The sequence below is a fragment of the Aeromonas sp. S41-2 genome, from assembly GCF_027705845.1.
In the GTDB taxonomy this organism is placed as follows: Bacteria; Pseudomonadota; Gammaproteobacteria; order Enterobacterales; family Aeromonadaceae; genus Aeromonas; species Aeromonas hydrophila.
Map to the genome: position 1 here is coordinate 147,138 of NZ_JAPDCG010000001.1, position 16,040 is coordinate 163,177.

General features: G+C 61.2%; 17 protein-coding genes. 7 read left to right on the forward strand and 10 right to left on the reverse strand.

What is annotated here, in order from left to right; translation table 11 throughout:
* Positions 1–139: 139 nt before the first annotated feature.
* Positions 140–760, forward strand: coding sequence for an acyl carrier protein phosphodiesterase (locus OKC44_RS00655; RefSeq protein WP_270810440.1), 621 nt, complete (start codon positions 140–142; stop codon positions 758–760).
* Between the two features lie 36 nt (positions 761–796).
* Here the strand turns inward: OKC44_RS00655 and OKC44_RS00660 are convergent, their stop codons facing one another.
* The 3 genes from OKC44_RS00660 to arsC all read right to left on the reverse strand — a co-directional run bounded on the left by OKC44_RS00660 (position 797) and on the right by arsC (position 2,905).
* Positions 797–1,867 (reverse strand): linear amide C-N hydrolase, encoded by a 1,071-nt coding sequence (locus OKC44_RS00660; RefSeq protein ID WP_270810442.1) that lies wholly within the window; start codon positions 1,865–1,867, stop codon positions 797–799.
* 295 nt (positions 1,868–2,162) lie between these two features.
* Positions 2,163–2,558 carry a DUF2069 domain-containing protein gene (locus OKC44_RS00665; RefSeq protein ID WP_139391999.1) on the reverse strand — a complete coding sequence of 132 codons (396 nt, stop codon included), beginning with the start codon at positions 2,556–2,558 and terminating at the stop codon, positions 2,163–2,165.
* The gene (arsC, locus tag OKC44_RS00670) at positions 2,555–2,905 is read right to left on the reverse strand and encodes an arsenate reductase (glutaredoxin) (protein WP_011705568.1); all 351 of its coding nucleotides are present in this window, start codon (positions 2,903–2,905) and stop codon (positions 2,555–2,557) included. Before arsC ends, OKC44_RS00665 begins: the two co-directional genes overlap by 4 nt.
* Positions 2,906–2,965: 60 nt before the next feature.
* On the opposite strand from arsC, the gene OKC44_RS00675 reads away from it, so the two are divergent.
* Positions 2,966–3,448 carry a TlpA family protein disulfide reductase gene (locus OKC44_RS00675; protein ID WP_270810446.1) on the forward strand — a complete coding sequence of 161 codons (483 nt, stop codon included), beginning with the start codon at positions 2,966–2,968 and terminating at the stop codon, positions 3,446–3,448.
* A 119-nt stretch (positions 3,449–3,567) separates the two neighbouring features.
* Here OKC44_RS00675 and OKC44_RS00680 read toward each other — a convergent pair whose 3' ends face one another.
* Positions 3,568–5,022: a beta-barrel assembly-enhancing protease gene (locus OKC44_RS00680; protein ID WP_442865688.1), complete on the reverse strand. Its 1,455-nt coding sequence runs from the start codon at positions 5,020–5,022 to the stop codon at positions 3,568–3,570.
* A 128-nt stretch (positions 5,023–5,150) separates the two neighbouring features.
* On the opposite strand from OKC44_RS00680, the gene OKC44_RS00685 reads away from it, so the two are divergent.
* The 3 genes from OKC44_RS00685 to OKC44_RS00695 are packed head-to-tail and all read left to right on the forward strand — an operon-like array spanning position 5,151 to position 7,318.
* Positions 5,151–5,393 (forward strand): sulfurtransferase TusA family protein, encoded by a 243-nt coding sequence (locus OKC44_RS00685; RefSeq protein ID WP_270810449.1) that lies wholly within the window; start codon positions 5,151–5,153, stop codon positions 5,391–5,393.
* 15 nt (positions 5,394–5,408) lie between these two features.
* A complete protein-coding gene (locus OKC44_RS00690) occupies positions 5,409–6,476 on the forward strand; it encodes an AI-2E family transporter (RefSeq protein WP_039215776.1) in 1,068 nt (355 codons plus the stop codon).
* 35 nt (positions 6,477–6,511) lie between these two features.
* Entirely contained in the window at positions 6,512–7,318 is an 807-nt protein-coding gene (locus OKC44_RS00695; protein ID WP_270810451.1) for a MipA/OmpV family protein, read from the forward strand.
* 72 nt (positions 7,319–7,390) lie between these two features.
* Here the strand turns inward: OKC44_RS00695 and OKC44_RS00700 are convergent, their stop codons facing one another.
* Positions 7,391–8,191: an alpha/beta fold hydrolase gene (locus tag OKC44_RS00700; protein ID WP_101615835.1), complete on the reverse strand. Its 801-nt coding sequence runs from the start codon at positions 8,189–8,191 to the stop codon at positions 7,391–7,393.
* A gap of 112 nt (positions 8,192–8,303) precedes the next feature.
* Here OKC44_RS00700 and ppk2 point away from each other — a divergent pair, with 112 nt between their 5' ends.
* Positions 8,304–9,119 (forward strand): polyphosphate kinase 2, encoded by an 816-nt coding sequence (ppk2, locus tag OKC44_RS00705; RefSeq protein ID WP_270810453.1) that lies wholly within the window; start codon positions 8,304–8,306, stop codon positions 9,117–9,119.
* 115 nt (positions 9,120–9,234) lie between these two features.
* Here the strand turns inward: ppk2 and OKC44_RS00710 are convergent, their stop codons facing one another.
* From OKC44_RS00710 to yejK, 5 genes are all read right to left on the reverse strand, one after another.
* Positions 9,235–10,371, reverse strand: a complete 1,137-nt coding sequence (locus OKC44_RS00710) for an ABC transporter ATP-binding protein (RefSeq protein WP_011705560.1) — start codon at positions 10,369–10,371, stop codon at positions 9,235–9,237.
* A gap of 69 nt (positions 10,372–10,440) precedes the next feature.
* Positions 10,441–11,331, reverse strand: a complete 891-nt coding sequence (gene malG, locus OKC44_RS00715) for a maltose ABC transporter permease MalG (protein ID WP_005299600.1) — start codon at positions 11,329–11,331, stop codon at positions 10,441–10,443.
* Positions 11,332–11,343: 12 nt separating this feature from the next.
* The gene (gene malF, locus OKC44_RS00720) at positions 11,344–12,996 is read right to left on the reverse strand and encodes a maltose ABC transporter permease MalF (RefSeq protein WP_011705559.1); all 1,653 of its coding nucleotides are present in this window, start codon (positions 12,994–12,996) and stop codon (positions 11,344–11,346) included.
* Between the two features lie 75 nt (positions 12,997–13,071).
* Positions 13,072–14,253 (reverse strand): maltose/maltodextrin ABC transporter substrate-binding protein MalE, encoded by a 1,182-nt coding sequence (gene malE, locus OKC44_RS00725; RefSeq protein WP_011705558.1) that lies wholly within the window; start codon positions 14,251–14,253, stop codon positions 13,072–13,074.
* A 395-nt stretch (positions 14,254–14,648) separates the two neighbouring features.
* Positions 14,649–15,698: a nucleoid-associated protein YejK gene (gene yejK, locus OKC44_RS00730; protein WP_016350315.1), complete on the reverse strand. Its 1,050-nt coding sequence runs from the start codon at positions 15,696–15,698 to the stop codon at positions 14,649–14,651.
* A gap of 73 nt (positions 15,699–15,771) precedes the next feature.
* Here yejK and OKC44_RS00735 point away from each other — a divergent pair, with 73 nt between their 5' ends.
* Positions 15,772–15,999, forward strand: coding sequence for a DUF1414 domain-containing protein (locus tag OKC44_RS00735; protein ID WP_011705556.1), 228 nt, complete (start codon positions 15,772–15,774; stop codon positions 15,997–15,999).
* The last annotated feature ends 41 nt before the right edge of the window (positions 16,000–16,040 follow it).

The window sequence follows — 16,040 nt, forward strand, 5'->3', positions numbered from 1 at the left end:
GCGCCAGCCATGCTGCACTCTACCCAGCCTGCGGTCATGGAGGGAAGCACTTCCTCACGGCCGAGCGTCCGTTCCCGTAGGCAAGGGCCGCCGGATCCGCTAGGCTCAGCGACAATCCCCTTGGCTGACCTCCCCCTTCATGAACTATCTCGCCCACCTGCATCTGGCAGCCCATACCCACAGCTCCCTCACCGGCAATCTGCTGGGGGATTTCGTCAAGGGTGCCCTGCCGAGCACGCTCGGCACCGAACTCGACGAGGGGATCTGGCTGCACCGCAAGATAGACGCCTTTACCGACAGTCACCCCGAACACAGGGCGGCAGTGGCCTGCTTCGAGGCCCCCTGGCGCCGCTTTGGCGGCATCCTGGTGGACATGCTCTACGACCACTGGCTCAGCCTGCACTGGCCGCAGTTTCATGACGAAGCCCTGCCCCGTTTCCTGCAGCAGAGTTACCGGCACCTGCTGATGGATGCAGACAGCCTCCCGGATGGGTTGCCGCTGCCCCTCAGACGGATGGCGGAGCAGAACTGGATCGCCTCCTATCAGCACAAAGAGGGGCTGGCGCAGGCCCTCAACGGCATCGGCCGCCGGCTGCGCCGCCCCCTGCCGCTCGGCGATGCGCTACTCACCCTCAAGGGAGCGCAATGGCAAGGGTGCGAGGCGGGCTTTTTGCGCTTCTATCCCCAGCTGATGAACCACAGCGTGCAGCAGCTGGCCCACTATCGCGAGACCGGCGGCCACGCCGGCTTGCGGCCATAAAAAAGGCCCCGTGAGGGGCCTTCTACCAACGCTTCATCAGGCCCCTGGCGTGGCTGGCAGGAAGGTGAACGCCTTGGCCGGCACAAACTTGTCCGCCGTTTCCCCCGCATAGAGCTGACGCTCGGTCAGCGGGAGTTTCTTGACCGGAGCACCCACACTCAGATCCAGCTGGTCCATGCTCACCCAGAAGGTGTTGGGCAAATGGGTCAGCTCGAAGAAGTAGCGGCGATGCTGCTGATCCGACACGCTGCGCCACAGGGTGGTGGAGATGTTGGGTTGATCCGGTGTACTGATCCCCATGGGCACCGAGACGTTGCGCATCACGCTCATCACACCGGCCACGGCCTCATTGGCCTGATCCGTCCTGGGCAGAGTCTTGATATAAAAAGAGGCCCGGGCGAAACGATCCGCCGACCGGTTGGTACCCGGCAGCATGGTGAGCCCGCCTATCTCCTCCCAGTACTCGTTGAGTGCCAGCTGCTTGTCGAACACGGGGGAGTTGGTCATCACCTGATAGCTGCGGTCGTGGTGGATCTGCAACTTGCCATCCATGTACTGGAAAATGGCCGAGTCACCGCTGGCATCCGAGATGGAGAGGTGCAGCTGGCCCGGCTTGCCATCGGGCGTCAGGGTGGTCACCACATAGAACTCGTCCTTCGACAGGGCGGCAACCGCCTCGCTGACGGTGGCAAAATTGTCCAGCACATACTGGGCCCAGAGGGAGATGGAGAGCGTCTTGCGCGGATCCTTGTCGCTCGGAGTCACATACTCGGACTCGGTCAGATAGAGCAGGTTGGCCACCAGCCCCTTTTCATTCATGCCATCGGCGGTGCCCGCGTCAAACCCCGCAGCGACCAGGGAGCCATAGCGCGCGTTCCACGTCATGGAGTGCGGCCCGGCCGCCCCGCTCCGCTCGATGCCTCGCGGCAAGGCCCAGAGGTTGGTCGGCATGGCGGCGCGCCAATCCATGGTGCGGCCGGTCACCACCAGACCGCCATCGCCCTGATAAACGGCGCGGGTGCAGGCATCGGCCAGCGAGCTGACCGACAAGGCCATGGTCAAGGCCAACAGGGTTTTCTGGAACAGGGGGCGGGATTGGCGTTTCATAGGGTGCATCACTCAAGGCTGGTGAAAAGGACAGGCTAACGGCTGCCGCTGTATGGGAGCTTAATGAGGATAGTCAGCCGCCCGCCCCCCTCCCACCTCGTGGCGGTCAAGATGTGATCACGTCGACATAGTTGCTGCAAGATCAGCGAGATACAGCGGACATCTGCGCTGCCAGCAGGCACTTAGCTCACCCGCTGTTGCGTCGATTCTGGTCGTATCATGCCGGGGCTGCGCATCCATAAAAAAACCGGACTCCAGGTCCGGTTTGCACAGAGCAGGCGCGCTGACGCGGACCTCAGTGGTCTTGCGCCGAAGGCTCACCCTTCTTCTTGCGAATGCTCAGGCCCAGCTCGCGGCCGCGCAGGCGGGCGTAATAGATGGTACCGATGAAGGCGAGCACGGTGAACGCCAGCTCCACCACCGCCAGCCACCGCTCCCCCTCATCCGTGGTGATCAGGGTCAGGGCGTGCAGGAAGTAGGGCATCAACACGAAGTTGCCCCAGGCATGGGTGTAGGGGTTGCCCTGCACGATCCCCTTGAGCGGGAACAGCAGCGGCACCGTCCAGATCACCGGCAGCAGCCAGGGGTTGAGATCCGGGTGGGGCGAGAGCCACAGATGCCAGAGGATGACCCAGCCCAGCAGGCCGAAGAAGCCGACCAGGGTCAGCAGGCGAGCGAAGCGGGTGCTCACTTGAGGATCTCCAGCACCTGCTCGGGCGGACGGCCGATGCGGGCCTGGCCGTTCTTGATGACGATAGGCCGCTCGATGAGCTTGGGATGCTGGTGCATGGCGCGAATGAGGTCATCGCCGCTCACCTCGCCAAGCCCCAGCTCCTTGTAGAGTTCTTCCTTGGTGCGCATCAGCTGACGCGGATCGCTGAACCCCAGCTGGCTCAGCAGGGTGCGGATCTCTGCCTCGCTCGGAGCCTGCTCGAGATAGAGCACCACATCCGGGGCGATCCCGTGCTGTTCCAGCAAGGCCAGGGTTTCACGGCTCTTGGAGCAGCGCGGATTGTGGTAGATTTGGGTCTCGCTCATGATAACTCCCTGATTAATCGCAAGATGGGACAAGAAACGGCGCTATTGTAGGGGAAACTGATGGTCAGGGTAAGCGCGAGAGTGCAGGAATTGAAACGAATTTGTTGGCTGATTGTGGCCGGCCTGCTGACGGCCTGCAGCCCGGCTCCCCAATTCATCGGAAGCCAGAACCAGCCGGTGGCCCTGGCCGACTTTGCCGGCAAGCCGCTGTTGGTCAACTACTTCGCTCCCTGGTGTGCCCCCTGCCTGCGGGAGATACCGCTGCTGGAGGCGCTGGCGCGGGAGGGGCAAACTGCCGTGGTGATGGTCAACTACGACCCGGCCACACCGGCCGAGCTCGGCAAACTGGCCGGGCAGTACCACATCAAGGTGCCGCTGCTCATCGCCCGGCAGGAGGCGAGCCTCCCCTTCCCCCGCCCCGCCGGGCTGCCCACCAGCTATCTGCTCGATGGCGAGGGCAAGCTCCAGCAGACCCTGGTGGGCGAGCTCACCCCATCGCGACTCGAGGCCCTCAGGGCATCCATCAAGCCGGTGGGCCACTGACGCCAAAGCCGTTGGCGGCGGCGCCAGCTGGCTGGCTTTGCCACCATTCTCTTCGCCATCATAAAACAACAAGGGCGCACCGAGGTGCGCCCTTGTCATGAGTGAGAGCCGCTGGCCCGTCAACCCTTGAGGCTGTCGAGATCCTTCTTGGCCCGCTCCAGCTCGGTGATGCGCGCCTCCAGCCTGGCCAGGGTCAACTTGTCGTTGGTGGTGCCGCGCGCCACGATCAGCTCGTCGATGGCCGCCTGGTAGTCACCGCGCAGGGAGAGCATCTCGGCCCGTGCCATGTGCAGATCGGTCATCCTGCCCGCCTTGCGATAGGCATCGGAGAGCAGGCTCCAGGCCAGGTTGTTCTCTTCGTGCTCGCGGGCATAGGGGTCGAGGATGGCGATGGACCTCTTGTAGTTGCCCCCTTCCAGATAGGCGTTGCCGAGGTTCACCACCACCACCTCGTTGTCCGGCATGCGGGTGCGGAACTTCTCGAGCCGGGCGATGGCCTGGGCGCTGCGCCCCTTGGCGAGATCGATGTCGGTGAGGGCATCCACCACGAACAGATCTTCCGGGTGGCGAGTCGCCAGCTCCTGCATCAGGGCATCGGCCTCATCGGTGCGCTTGAGCTGCAGCAGCGCCAGCGCCTTGCCGTAGGTGGCCGCATCCTTGAGCGGGTAGTCCCCCTTCTGCAGGCGGTTGTCAAAATAGGTGAGCAGGGCCTGCGGGCTTTCGGTGCCAAAACGCACCTGGATGCGCACCTTGGCCAGCCAGAAGTCGAGACTCGGCGGCAGATCCCGGCGGCCATAGCTGCCCGCCCGGGCGCGCGCCTCGCTGATCCGGGTCTCCGGCAGCGGGTGCGTCAGCAGCATCTCGGGCGGCTTGCTGGCGTAGCGATACTCGGCCGCCAGCTTCTGGAAGAAGTTGGCCATGCCCATGGGATCGAAGCCGGCGTCGTAGAGGGTCTTCATGCCGATCCGGTCCGCTTCGTATTCGTTGTCGCGGGTGTAGTTGATGGCCGACTGCATGGAGAGACCGAGCGTGGTCTGCAGCGCGGCGATGCCCGCGGTGGGGTTGATCACCGCCAGCGCGATGGAGCCCACCAGCCCGGCCAGGGTCATGGCGGAGCTGCTCGCCTGCGCTTCCATGTAGCGGGCGATGTGGCGCTGGGTCACGTGGGTGATTTCGTGCGCCAGTACCGAGGCGAGTTCGCTCTCGCTGTCGGCATAGAGAAACAGGCCGGTGTGCACCTTGACCCGCCCGCCGAGGAAGGCGGCCGCGTTGATGCTGGGGTCGTTGATGAGGAAGAAGGTGAACGGGAAACGCACGCCATCGGCGTTGGAGAGCAGCCGCTGGCCCAGATCGTCGATGTACTGGCTCAACACGGGATCATCGATGATCGGCAAGCCGGCCCGGGCAAAGCGCATGAAGGCGTTGCCGTAGCGCACCTCCTGCTCGATGGGCAGGGCGGCCACCCCGGCGGTGCCGATATCGGGAAGCTGGTTGTTGGCCTGGGCATGGAAAGTGGCACCCATCAGGGAAGCCAGCAGGGGGAGCGATGCCATCAGGGGGGAAAAGCGTGCCACGTTATCTCTATCTCCAATCAGACCCTACCGGGACACCGGCAGAATACCCTTGCCCATCAAGGGCTACAAGCGTTGTTTCGCGCTCTCATCACGGCCATAATAGCCGCCTCACGCGCGATGGAGCCTCCATGGAATACCTCGACCTGACCCCCTGGCGCTGCCCCGAACCGCTGATCCGGCTCAAGCTCTGGCTGCGTCAGGCCAACGCCGGTCAATCCCTGTCCATCCGGCTGGCCGATGCCGGCTCCCGGCAGGACATTCCCGCCTATCTGCAACGCCAGGGTCATGCCTTCACGTTGCTGGAGGCGCCAGACAATACCCTCTCTTTGCAGTTGGTGGTCGGGGCCAAGCACCACGGCAAGCCCCAGTAACCTAAGGATGTCGCCATGTTAGAAGTCATCAAGCGCTGGTATCAGACCCGTTTCTCCGATCCCGATGCCGTCACCCTGTTCCTGCTGCTGGTGGCCTGTTTCGCCGTGCTCTGGCTGTTCGGTGATCTCTTGGCGCCGCTGCTGGTGGCGCTGGTGATGGCCTACCTGCTGGAGTGGCCGGTGAGCCGGCTGCAGCGGGCCGGGCTCTCCCGTACCCTGGCCACCAGCCTCATCCTGCTGCTGTTCATCGCCCTCACCGCCATGGCGTTCCTCGGGCTCATCCCGACCCTGGCGAGCCAGGGGCTGAACCTCGCCAAGGAGTCGCCGGCCATGCTCTCCCATGCCCAGGACTATGTGCGCACCCTGCCGGAGCAGTACCCCGAGCTCATCAACGTCACCCTGGTGGAAACCATCATCGACAACATCCGCCAGCGCATCCTGACCGGGGGCGAGCAGCTGGTGAGCGCCTCCCTCAGCTCCCTCATCAACGTGGTGGCCATCCTCATCTACGCCATCCTGGTACCGCTGATGGTGTTCTTCATGCTCAAGGACAAGCAGATCCTGATGGGCGGACTGCGCCGCTTCCTGCCGCGCAACCGCACCCTGGTCAACCGGGTCTGGGTGGAGATGAACGAGCAGATCCTCAACTACATCCGTGGCAAGGTCATCGAGATCCTGATCGTCGGGGTGATCAGCTATGTGGCCTTCGCCATGCTGGGGCTGCGCTACTCGGTGCTGCTGGCGGTGGCGGTCGGCTTCTCGGTGCTGATCCCCTACATTGGCGCCGCGGCGGTGACGGTACCGGTGGCCATGGTGGCCCTGTTCCAGTGGGGACTGACCCCGGAGTTCACCTGGCTGATGGTGGTCTACACCGTTATTCAGGTGCTCACCGGCAACGTGCTGGAGCCCATCCTCTTCTCCGAGGCGCTCAACCTCCATCCGGTGGCCATCATCATCGCCGTGCTGGTGTTCGGCGGCCTGTGGGGATTCTGGGGGGTCTTCTTCGCCATTCCCCTCGCCACCCTGGTCAAGGCGGTGCTCAACGCCTGGCCCAAGCGCGAAGAGCTGCCCGCAGCGAAATAACCCACTTCCCATGCAATCATGACAACGGAGTGTCCATGACCTTTTTGCGTCAAATCAGAGCAGCAGGGCTGACGGCCCTGCTGCTCGCTGCCGCCATGCCCGCCCGTGCCGATATCGACCTTGGCTCCATGGATCTGCTCACCAGCGACAGTCCCACCAGCCCGGTGCCACAAGGCTTTGTCGCCGGTGCGGCGCTCATCGGGGGACAAGCCCGCTATGAGGCGCAGGATAATGCCACCTACGCCATCCCGGGCGTTATCTACTTCGGCAAGCAGTTCATGTTTCTCGGCGATCGGGCGCGTTACTACTTCCACAAGGATGAAGATGTCGCCCTGTATGGCTATGGCCGGGTGCGTTTTGGCAATCTGGATCCCGAGGATTCGCCCGCCTTCAGCGGCATGGAACAGCGCAAATGGCAGCTGGAAGGCGGGATCGGTGGCAACATCATCACTCCCTACGCCCTGCTGACCGTGCGGGCCAACAGCGACATCAGCGGCCGCAGCAAGGGTCAGGAGCTGCTGCTGTGGGCCGACTTCCCCATCCAGCGCGACAACCTGCTGATCATGCCGGGGATGGGGCTGATGCTGCGCAGCGACAAGATGGCCAACTACTACTTCGGCGGCATCGCCGAAAGCGAGGCCACCGCCCAGCGCCCGGCCTGGGATACGGGGTCAACCCTCTCCCCCATGGCGGCGCTCATCACCAGCTATCGCTTCAGCCCCAACTGGATTGGCATGTTTGCCATGAACTACGAATTGTATGATCGGCATATTAAAAACAGCCCCATCGTTCAGCACGATGGCGAACTCTATGCAGGATTTGCCCTCGGCTATATCTGGTAATTGTGATTCTCCGTGAAATACGAACAAACAAAAGGGAGCCCTCGGCTCCCTTTTTCACGACCATCGTCAGGCTTACAGCGCAGCCAGAAACGCGCCGAGCTGCTCATTGACGAAGGCGGGGTTCTCCAGCGAGGCGATGTGGCCAGCCGCTGGGATCTCCCTGAACGGGCAGCCCAGTACCTCGGCCATCAGATAGCCCTCCAGCACCGGCCGTGCCTTGTCCTGACTGCCGGTCATCACCAGCGCAGGCACGCTGATCGCTTCCAGCCACTCGATGCGATCCTCGCGGGTCACGAAGCTGCGGCCCACCGCCACCATGGCGGCCACCTTGTCGGCCGGCCAGGCGGCGAGGCGCGCCTTGAAACCGCTCATCAGGTCGGCATCCGGCTGGTCGGCAAAAAACAGCGGCGCCACCTGCTCGACGATGGGGGCCGGGATGGTGCCAAGCTGCTCGATCATCGCCAGCATGCCGAGGTAGCGCTCGCAGGTGATCTGCGGCTCGAGGCCGACGAAGCTGTCCATCAGCACCAGGCCTTTGAGACGCGCGGGTGCCATGCGTGCCAGTTCGACGCCCCACATGCCGCCGATGGAGAGACCCACCAGCACGAACTCATCGATGCCGAGCGCATCGAGCAGCGCCAGATGATCGCGCGCCAGGGTTGCCAGGGTGCAGGCCCCCTCGGGCAGCGCGTCGGAATCGCCGTGACCCCACAGCTCGGGCACGATGCAGCGATACTGCCCCTTGAGGGCCTCGATTTGCGGCGCCCACATGGCGCTGTCCCACAGGTAGCTGTGACCAAACAACAGTACCGGGCCCTGCCCCTCGTCCAGATAGGCCATTTGGCGACCCGCGATCTCCATAAATTGCTTCATGTTTTCTCCTGTTTCTGGTGCCGACTATTGACGGGGCGGCAGTGTAGCACGACCCTCTTGGCAGTGACGCCTGCCTGGTGCAATCTGGAAAAGTGTCAATAAGGAGACGATCATGCCGAAGGACAAGAGCAAGAAACGCCCGCGCCTGGACAAGAAGACCTACGAGCACCACCTGGCCCATCTGCAGGAGGAGCTGGTCAAGCTGCAGGAGTGGGTCAAGCAGGAGGGGCTCAAAGTAGTGGTGCTGTTCGAGGGCCGTGACGCCGCTGGCAAGGGGGGCGTCATCAAGGCGATCACCGAGCCTCTCAACCCCCGGGTCTGCCGGGTCACGGCGCTGCCCGCCCCCTCGGACCGCGAGCGCTCCCAGTGGTACTTTCAGCGCTACGTGGCGCACCTGCCCGCCGCTGGCGAGATGGTGCTGTTCGACCGCTCCTGGTACAACCGGGCCGGGGTCGAGCGCGTGATGGGCTTTTGCAGCGACAACGAGTATCGCGAGTTTCTGCGCGCCTGCCCCGAGTTCGAGCGGATGCTGATCCGCGCCGGCATCACGGTGATCAAATACTGGTTCTCGGTCAGCGACGAGGAGCAGGAAAAACGGTTCAAGGAGCGGATCAACACCCCCATCAAGCGCTGGAAGTTCAGCCCGATGGACCTGCAGTCCCGCTCGCGCTGGGTAGAGTACTCCCGCGCCAAGGACGACATGTTCACCTACACCGACACCGAGGATTGCCCCTGGTTCGTGGTGGAGGCGGACGACAAGCGCCGCGCCCGCCTCAACTGCATCTCCCACCTGCTGGGCAAGGTGCCCTACGAGGCGATCCACTACGAGCCCATCACCCTGCCCCCCATCAACACCGAGGGGTATGAGCGCCCGCCGCTGACCAGCCAGCACTTCGTGCCCGACATTACCGCCGCACTCGAGGCCTGAGCCCTGCCACCTTGCCTGCCGTTCTCACCAAACGGCAGGCAATAAAAAGCCGGTCTTGCGACCGGCAAAAAGGCATTGAATCTAAAGAAAGGAAAACCTCGGCAGCCGCCCCTGGTCAGGTGCGGATGTATTTGGCCGTACGCGGGAAGGCTTGCTCCTTGGCATCGAACAGATAGCAGGCTTCGGCTGGAATGCCGACGCTGTACTGCTGACCGGTGGCCACGTCCACGTCGGAGCTGGCCTTGACGGTGAAGTCGTGCCCTGCTACGTCCATGTAGACGAAGGATTCAGCCCCCAGGTGTTCAGCCACCTGTACCACCCCGCTCACCTTGCTGTCGGCATGGGGGTGATCCAGCGGCACCAGGTGCTCGGGACGAATGCCCAGTTCCACCTTGTCGCCGACCGCGCCGCTGCGGGCATCGACCCGGGCACGCACGGTATCGCCGGTGGTCAGCTTGACCACGCACTCCTGCTCGCCAATCTCCACCAGCTCGCCGGCCAGGAAGTTCATCTTGGGAGAGCCGATGAAACCGGCCACGAACTTGTTGTCCGGGTTGTGGTAGAGCTCGAGCGGGGTGCCGAACTGCTCCAGGTTGGTGGTCGCCTCGCCCTTGAGCGGGCTCAGCACCACGATGCGGTTGGCCAGCGTCATCGCCTCCACCTGGTCGTGGGTCACGTAGATGATGGTGGAGTTGAGCTCCTTATGCAGCTTGGCGATCTCGATGCGCATCTTGACCCGCAGGGCGGCATCCAGGTTAGAGAGCGGCTCGTCGAACAGGAACACCTGCGGCTGCTGGACGATGGAGCGGCCGATGGCGACCCGCTGGCGCTGACCGCCGGAGAGTGCCTTGGGCTTGCGGTCCAGCAGCGGCTCGAGACCCAGGATCTCGGCGGCGCGCATCACCCGCTTGTGGATGTTCTCCTTGTCCATCTTCTTGAGTTTCAGACCAAAGGCCATGTTCTCGTAGATGTTCATGTGCGGATAGAGGGCGTAGGACTGGAACACCATGCCCACGTTGCGCTCTACCGGCGGCACGTCGTTCATGTAACGACCGCCTATGGTCAGCTCCCCGCTGGTGATGTCTTCCAGACCCGCGATCATCCGCAGCAAGGTGGACTTGCCGCAACCTGAGGGACCGACGAAGACGATGAACTCCCCTTCCTTGATGGCCAGGTTGATATTGCGCAGGGTGTCCTTGTGAACAGCCGGGTCGTAATTTTTGCGAACGTTGTTGAGTACTACTTCAGCCATGTCGAGCTCCGCTCTTGAATCTTTGCAAATCGTGATGGCGGGGGGAGTCGGCTCCCCCGGCCATGAACCTTAACCTTTCACGCCGCCGGCAGTGAGACCACCTACCAACCAGCGCTGTGCGAGCAGGAACACCACTGTGATGGGGAAGCCGGACAGCACGGCGGCTGCGGCAAAGTCGCCCCACAGGTAGTTCTGCGGATAGAGGTACTGCTGGGCCCCGACCGCCAGGGTCAGATTGTTCACATCCTGCAGCAGGATGGAGGCCATGGGCACCTCGGTAATGGAACCGATGAAGGCCAGAATGAACACCACCGCCAGAATGGGCACCGACAGCGGCAACAGGATCAGGCGGAATGCCTGCCACGGAGTCGCACCGTCAATGGCCGCCGCTTCCTCCAGGGAGGAGTCGATGGTCTCGAAGTAGCCCTTGATGGTCCAGACGTGCAGGGCGATACCGCCCATGTAGGCCAGGATCAGGCCGCCGTGGGTGTTGAGACCCAGCCAGGGGATGTAGTCACCAATCTTGTTGAAGAGCGCATAGATGGCCACCAGTGCCAGCACCGCCGGGAACATCTGGAAAATCAGCATGCCCTGCAGGATGGTGGACTTGCCACGAAAACGCAGGCGGGCGAAGGCATAGGCACAGGTGGTGGAGAGCACCACGATCATCAGGGCGGTGATGCCCGCGATCTTGATGGAGTTCCACAACCAGGTCAGCACCGGGAACGGCGGCGGCGTGATGCTGCCGTCGGCGTTGGTGATGGACATGCCCAGCGCCAGCTTCCAGTGATCCAGGGTCGGGTTGGAGGGGATGATCTCCCCTACCGCGAAGTTGCCGTTTCTAAACGAGATGGCGATGACCATGATCAGCGGGAAGATGATCAGTGCCAGGAAGCCCCACATCACCAGGTGGGTTGCCCACACCCGGTATTTGACTGATTTGGGTTGTACGATTGCCATGTTGAAGCCTCCTTACAGTTGCTTGTCGGCTTTGGACAATTTCAGGTTGAGCAAGGCCAGCGCACCCACGATGAGGAAGATGGCGGTGGCGATGGCACTGGCCAGACCGTAGTCCTGACCACCCGAGCCCTGGAACGCGATCCGGTAGGTGTAGCTCACCAGCAGGTCGGTGGTACCGGCCGGGGTGCTGGCGCCTATGATGTCCGGCGCGCCGTTGGTCAACAACTGGATGAGCACGAAGTTGTTGAAGTTGAACGCGAACGAGGCAATCAACAGCGGTGTCAGCGGCTTCATCAAGAGCGGCACGGTGATCTTGAAGAAGTTCTGCACCGGACCGGCACCGTCCATGGCGGACGCTTCATAGAGATCTTCCGGAATGGCTTTGAGCAGGCCCATGCAGAGGATCATCATGTAGGGGTAGCCAAGCCAGGTGTTGACGATGAGGATCATCACCTTGGCCAGGAAGGGGTTGGTATACCAGTCCGGCTTGATGCCGAACGCCGCTTCCAGGAACAGGTTGATCTCACCGAAGTTCTGGTTGAACAAGCCCTTGAACACCAGGATGGAGATGAACGCCGGGATGGCATAGGGCAGGATCAGCATGACCCGGTAGAAGCCGCGCCCCTTGAGGGACTCCCACTGCACCAGACAGGCCAGCACCATGCCGATGGCCAGGGTGAAGCCCACCGAACAGGCGGAGAAGATCACGGTCCAGATGAAGATCTGCAGGAACGGTGCCTGGATACCCGGATCGGTGACGATGCGGGCGAAGTTCTTCCAGCCCACGCTCACCACGAAGCCTGGTGCCACGCTCTTGCCGACAAACTGGCCCTGCTCGTCGATGTATTGATAGAAGCCGGTGTCGCCGTTGGGCAGCATCAGCTCGCCGCTCTGGTTGTCACGCAGCAGGTTGCTGTCTTTGATCACCACCCCGGACTTGAGCACGGCACCGTCCAGCAGACGGGTGTACTGCTGCTTCTGGGCGGCGAACTTGCGCAGGCTGCTCAGGGTCAGGTGGGTTCCGCCATCCGGCAGCACCAGATCGAGTGCGCTCAGGTGAGTGCGATGGTCGACGATGGCCCGGATGGGTGCCACCTTGTCCACGGCCTCCCCTTCCAGGTGTTGCAGCTGAACAACCTGCACCGGTTCATGGACTCTGCCCTCACGGACAGCCAGTTCACGGGCCTTGTTGCTCATCAGGGTAACGGGTTGACTGATAAAGGATTGGTCGTCCTGTTTCAGCAGCAGCTGAAACTGATTGTTCTCACCACCCAAGAGGGTGAAATCGAATTCACCGCCCGCCACCTTGTAGGTTTTTTTCAGATGGTAATCTCGCGCCTGCTCGATGGAGAGCAGGTTGGATCCCGAATAGTTGGTGAAGGCGATGCCGATCGTGTAGGCAAGAGGGAAGATGATAAAAACAACCATGCCGGCCACACCGGGGAAGATATAGCGGTGGGCATAGGTCTTCTTGTTCATGAAGACATACAGACCGACGGAGACCACCACCAGATCCAGCAGAGCGAATACCCACTCACCGCTGGCGTACATCATCACGGCTGCATAACCGTTGAGGATGGCTACCAGAGCAGCAATGGTCCACTTAAGCCAGGTGTGCTTATCCTTCGGACCGGCATAGGATTCAATAGAAGGTACTACTTCCATGCCAATTAACCTTTATAACGCCAAGAGAGATTTGAGAGAGTGGGAGGCCGTTGCGGCCTCCCGGGTAGTGCGTGCTTACTGAACGATACGCTTGGCAGCGGTATCCAGGGCTTCGTCAACGCTCTGACGGCCGGAGGTTACGTTCTTGAGGGCAGTTTCGAAGGAGGACCAGAAACGGCTCATCTCAGGCACGGACGGCATCGGCTCGCCATTCTGGGCGTTTTGCATGGTTGCCTTGATGTGCGGATCGGATTCCAGGGTCTTCTGGAAGGACTTCAGCGCCACGGCGCCCAGCGGCTTGTCGGCGTTGACCGGTGCCAGACCGGCGTCGGTCAGCAGGTAGTTTTCCAGGAACTCGATGGCCAGATCCTTGTTCGGGCTGGCGGCGTTGATGGTGGCACCCAGCACGCCGACGAAGGCCTTGGCCGGTTTACCCTTCAGGGTCGGCAGCGGCGCTACGCCGTACTTGATGCCGCTCTTGTCCAGGTTGCTCCAGGCCCAGGGACCGTTGATCATCATGGCCACTTCGCCCTTGTTGAACTTGGCGTCCATCACACCGTAGTCGATGCCTTTTTCCAGGTGACCGGACTTGATCATCTCGGAGATGTAGCCGACACCGGCCTTGGCACCCGCGTTGGCCACGCCGGTATCTTTCACGTCATAACCGGTAGCGGTTTTCTTGAAGGCATAACCACCGTTGGCAGCCACCAGCGGGTAGCTGAAATAGGGGGTGTCATAGGCCCACATGATGGCGCGCTTGCCGTTCTTCTTCAGAGTCTCGTCAATCTTGGCGATCTCTTCGAAGGTCTTCGGCGGCTCCGGCAGCAGATCCTTGTTGTAAATCAGGCTGACCGCTTCCACGGCAACCGGGTAGCCGTAGGTCTTGCCATCGACGGTCATGGCATCCCAGGCGAACTGTTCAAACTTGGCTTTGGTGGCTGCATTCGGGGTCACGGGGACCAGCAGACCGGCCTTGACCCACTCACCGTAACGGTCGTGAGCCCAGAAGAAGATGTCCGGACCGTTGCCGGTGGCAGCGGCTTGCTGGAATTTCACTTCCACCTGATCAGGGTGCGCAACCGTCACCTTGATGCCGGTTTCGGCTTCAAACTTCTTACCTACTTCAGCCAGACCATTGTATCCCTTGTCACCGTTAATCCAGATGGTCAGTTGACCTTCGTCAATGGCGGCAGTGGCAGAGCAAGCCACGCCCAGAGTAGCCAGACCGATCAGGGATGACAGCAATTTCTTTTTCATGAGCCTTTCCTTGTATTAGTTCCGCGCTGTAAGAGCATTGTGTGCGAGATGAATATTATCCCAAGCCGTTACCGCCTCACATGACGCAACTCGCATTTTTGAAACGCAATTACGTATTTTCTTCCAGAAAGTTCTGAAAACATTTTCTTATTTCAGGGGGTTATCGCCATTTATTGGCATATTTATCGCCAAATTAAGAAATTAAATTACCAAAGAGAAATAAAAAAACATGAATGAAAGGGTTTTCACCTCACTGAAAACCCTTTCACGGGGATTATTCTGTTTAATTTGTTAACAAAGCACCGAGTTGGTTTCGCTGCTGCCTACCCCGTTAAATAAAAAGACACCGCAGCGAAGTGCGGTGTCTTTTTGCCAAAACTGGAAAGCAGATCACATTACGACTGGCGCAGCAGCTGATCCTTGAGGTTGGGCGGAACCCCCTTGATGGTCAGGGTATCGGTCTGGGGATCGTAGAACACCCGGCTGTTGAGCAGCTTCTGCTCGAAGCTCAAAGTCAGCCCGCCACCGGAGCCGACGAACTTGGTCAAGCCGCGCAGGGTCGAACGGTCGGCCGGGAAGCGATCTTCCAGCTCGTACTCCTGACCGATGAAGCTGTAAAAATCGAGGTCGCCATCGCCTGGCAATTCCGCCGACAGCTCCTTGATCTCGATCTCTTCACCGGCGCTGGCCTGCTCGGTGCAATATTTGAAGACCTGTTTCTTGTAGTCGTTGCGCTCGGCCGGCTCGAGCTGGCGGCTGTCGCAATAATCGTCCACCGCCTGCAGCAGCCCCTTATTCTGGATCTTGGCATCCATCCCCTCGCGGGCACCCAGCAGATCCATGAAAAAGTCCCCCAGCTTGCGACCGACCCGGCCCTTGCTGAAGGTGATATAACGGCGCGAATCCGGCTGGGTTTTCCATTCGGTCAGATCGATGCGGGCCACCAGGTTCAATTTGCCGATATCCAGATACTGGATGTGACGCAGCTCCAGCGCCTCGCTGACGGTGACGCTCTCCTTGCCCTCCAGCAGGGCGATCATCAGATAATCCACCCCCACGTAGTTGTATTTGGCAAACAGCAGCACCCCCTGCTCGTCGAGGGCGTGCTCCACCAGCTGCTTGACCAGCAGCTGGGTCATCTCGACCGAGAAGGGGACGAAGTCGGTCTGTTCGCCGAGCAGCCGTTCGAGGGCGATGCGAAAGAGCGGGGAAGGCTGTTTGGGGGCACTCTCCCCCTCCGCCAGCTCGGCGACGGCGGCCTCGGGGTCGGCAAAGAAGCCGAAGCCCTTGCCACCCTTGCCGTTGTAAATGCGATGCAGCTCCGCCATCAGCCCCTGTACCGCCTCATCGGCAGGCAGAAGCTGGCTGCGGGTGTCGGCGTGAGGTTGACCATCGCCGCCCTGGCGCAGGGAGTGAAGAATGATCTTGTCGATATCGAGACTCATGTCACAAAGCCATAGTGTTAGCCGAAAGGGTGAAGTATTATAAGGCGCTTTGAACCGAGATGAACCCAAGATTATGCCCATCGTATCAAAGTACAATAACGAGCAGTTTGACGCCCTGATGAACGACCTGATCACCGCCCTGGAGAAGCACAAGGCGCCGGTGGATCTGAGTCTGATGGTGCTCGGCAACCTGACCACTAATATCATCAATGGCATGGCCCCGGCCCAGCGTCAGGCGATCACCGAAAAATACATCCAGGCGCTCACCGCCTCGGTGGATCATCGCCACGATGCTCACTGAGTCTCTTCGCATTCTTTGATGTTTTTCAAGCAGATGGATCA

Bases quoted from the DNA above. Each gene is read 5' to 3' on its own strand.
- OKC44_RS00655 (WP_270810440.1), top strand. From the start codon at position 140: ATGAACTATCTCGCCCACCTGCATCTGGCAGCCCATACCCACAGCTCC.
- OKC44_RS00660 (WP_270810442.1), bottom strand. From the start codon at position 1,867: ATGAAACGCCAATCCCGCCCCCTGTTCCAGAAAACCCTGTTGGCCTTG.
- arsC (WP_011705568.1), bottom strand. From the start codon at position 2,905: ATGAGCGAGACCCAAATCTACCACAATCCGCGCTGCTCCAAGAGCCGT.
- OKC44_RS00675 (WP_270810446.1), top strand. From the start codon at position 2,966: ATGGTCAGGGTAAGCGCGAGAGTGCAGGAATTGAAACGAATTTGTTGG.
- OKC44_RS00685 (WP_270810449.1), top strand. From the start codon at position 5,151: ATGGAATACCTCGACCTGACCCCCTGGCGCTGCCCCGAACCGCTGATC.
- OKC44_RS00690 (WP_039215776.1), top strand. From the start codon at position 5,409: ATGTTAGAAGTCATCAAGCGCTGGTATCAGACCCGTTTCTCCGATCCC.
- OKC44_RS00695 (WP_270810451.1), top strand. From the start codon at position 6,512: ATGACCTTTTTGCGTCAAATCAGAGCAGCAGGGCTGACGGCCCTGCTG.
- OKC44_RS00700 (WP_101615835.1), bottom strand. From the start codon at position 8,191: ATGAAGCAATTTATGGAGATCGCGGGTCGCCAAATGGCCTATCTGGAC.
- ppk2 (WP_270810453.1), top strand. From the start codon at position 8,304: ATGCCGAAGGACAAGAGCAAGAAACGCCCGCGCCTGGACAAGAAGACC.
- OKC44_RS00710 (WP_011705560.1), bottom strand. From the start codon at position 10,371: ATGGCTGAAGTAGTACTCAACAACGTTCGCAAAAATTACGACCCGGCT.
- malG (WP_005299600.1), bottom strand. From the start codon at position 11,331: ATGGCAATCGTACAACCCAAATCAGTCAAATACCGGGTGTGGGCAACC.
- malF (WP_011705559.1), bottom strand. From the start codon at position 12,996: ATGGAAGTAGTACCTTCTATTGAATCCTATGCCGGTCCGAAGGATAAG.
- malE (WP_011705558.1), bottom strand. From the start codon at position 14,253: ATGAAAAAGAAATTGCTGTCATCCCTGATCGGTCTGGCTACTCTGGGC.
- yejK (WP_016350315.1), bottom strand. From the start codon at position 15,698: ATGAGTCTCGATATCGACAAGATCATTCTTCACTCCCTGCGCCAGGGC.
- OKC44_RS00735 (WP_011705556.1), top strand. From the start codon at position 15,772: ATGCCCATCGTATCAAAGTACAATAACGAGCAGTTTGACGCCCTGATG.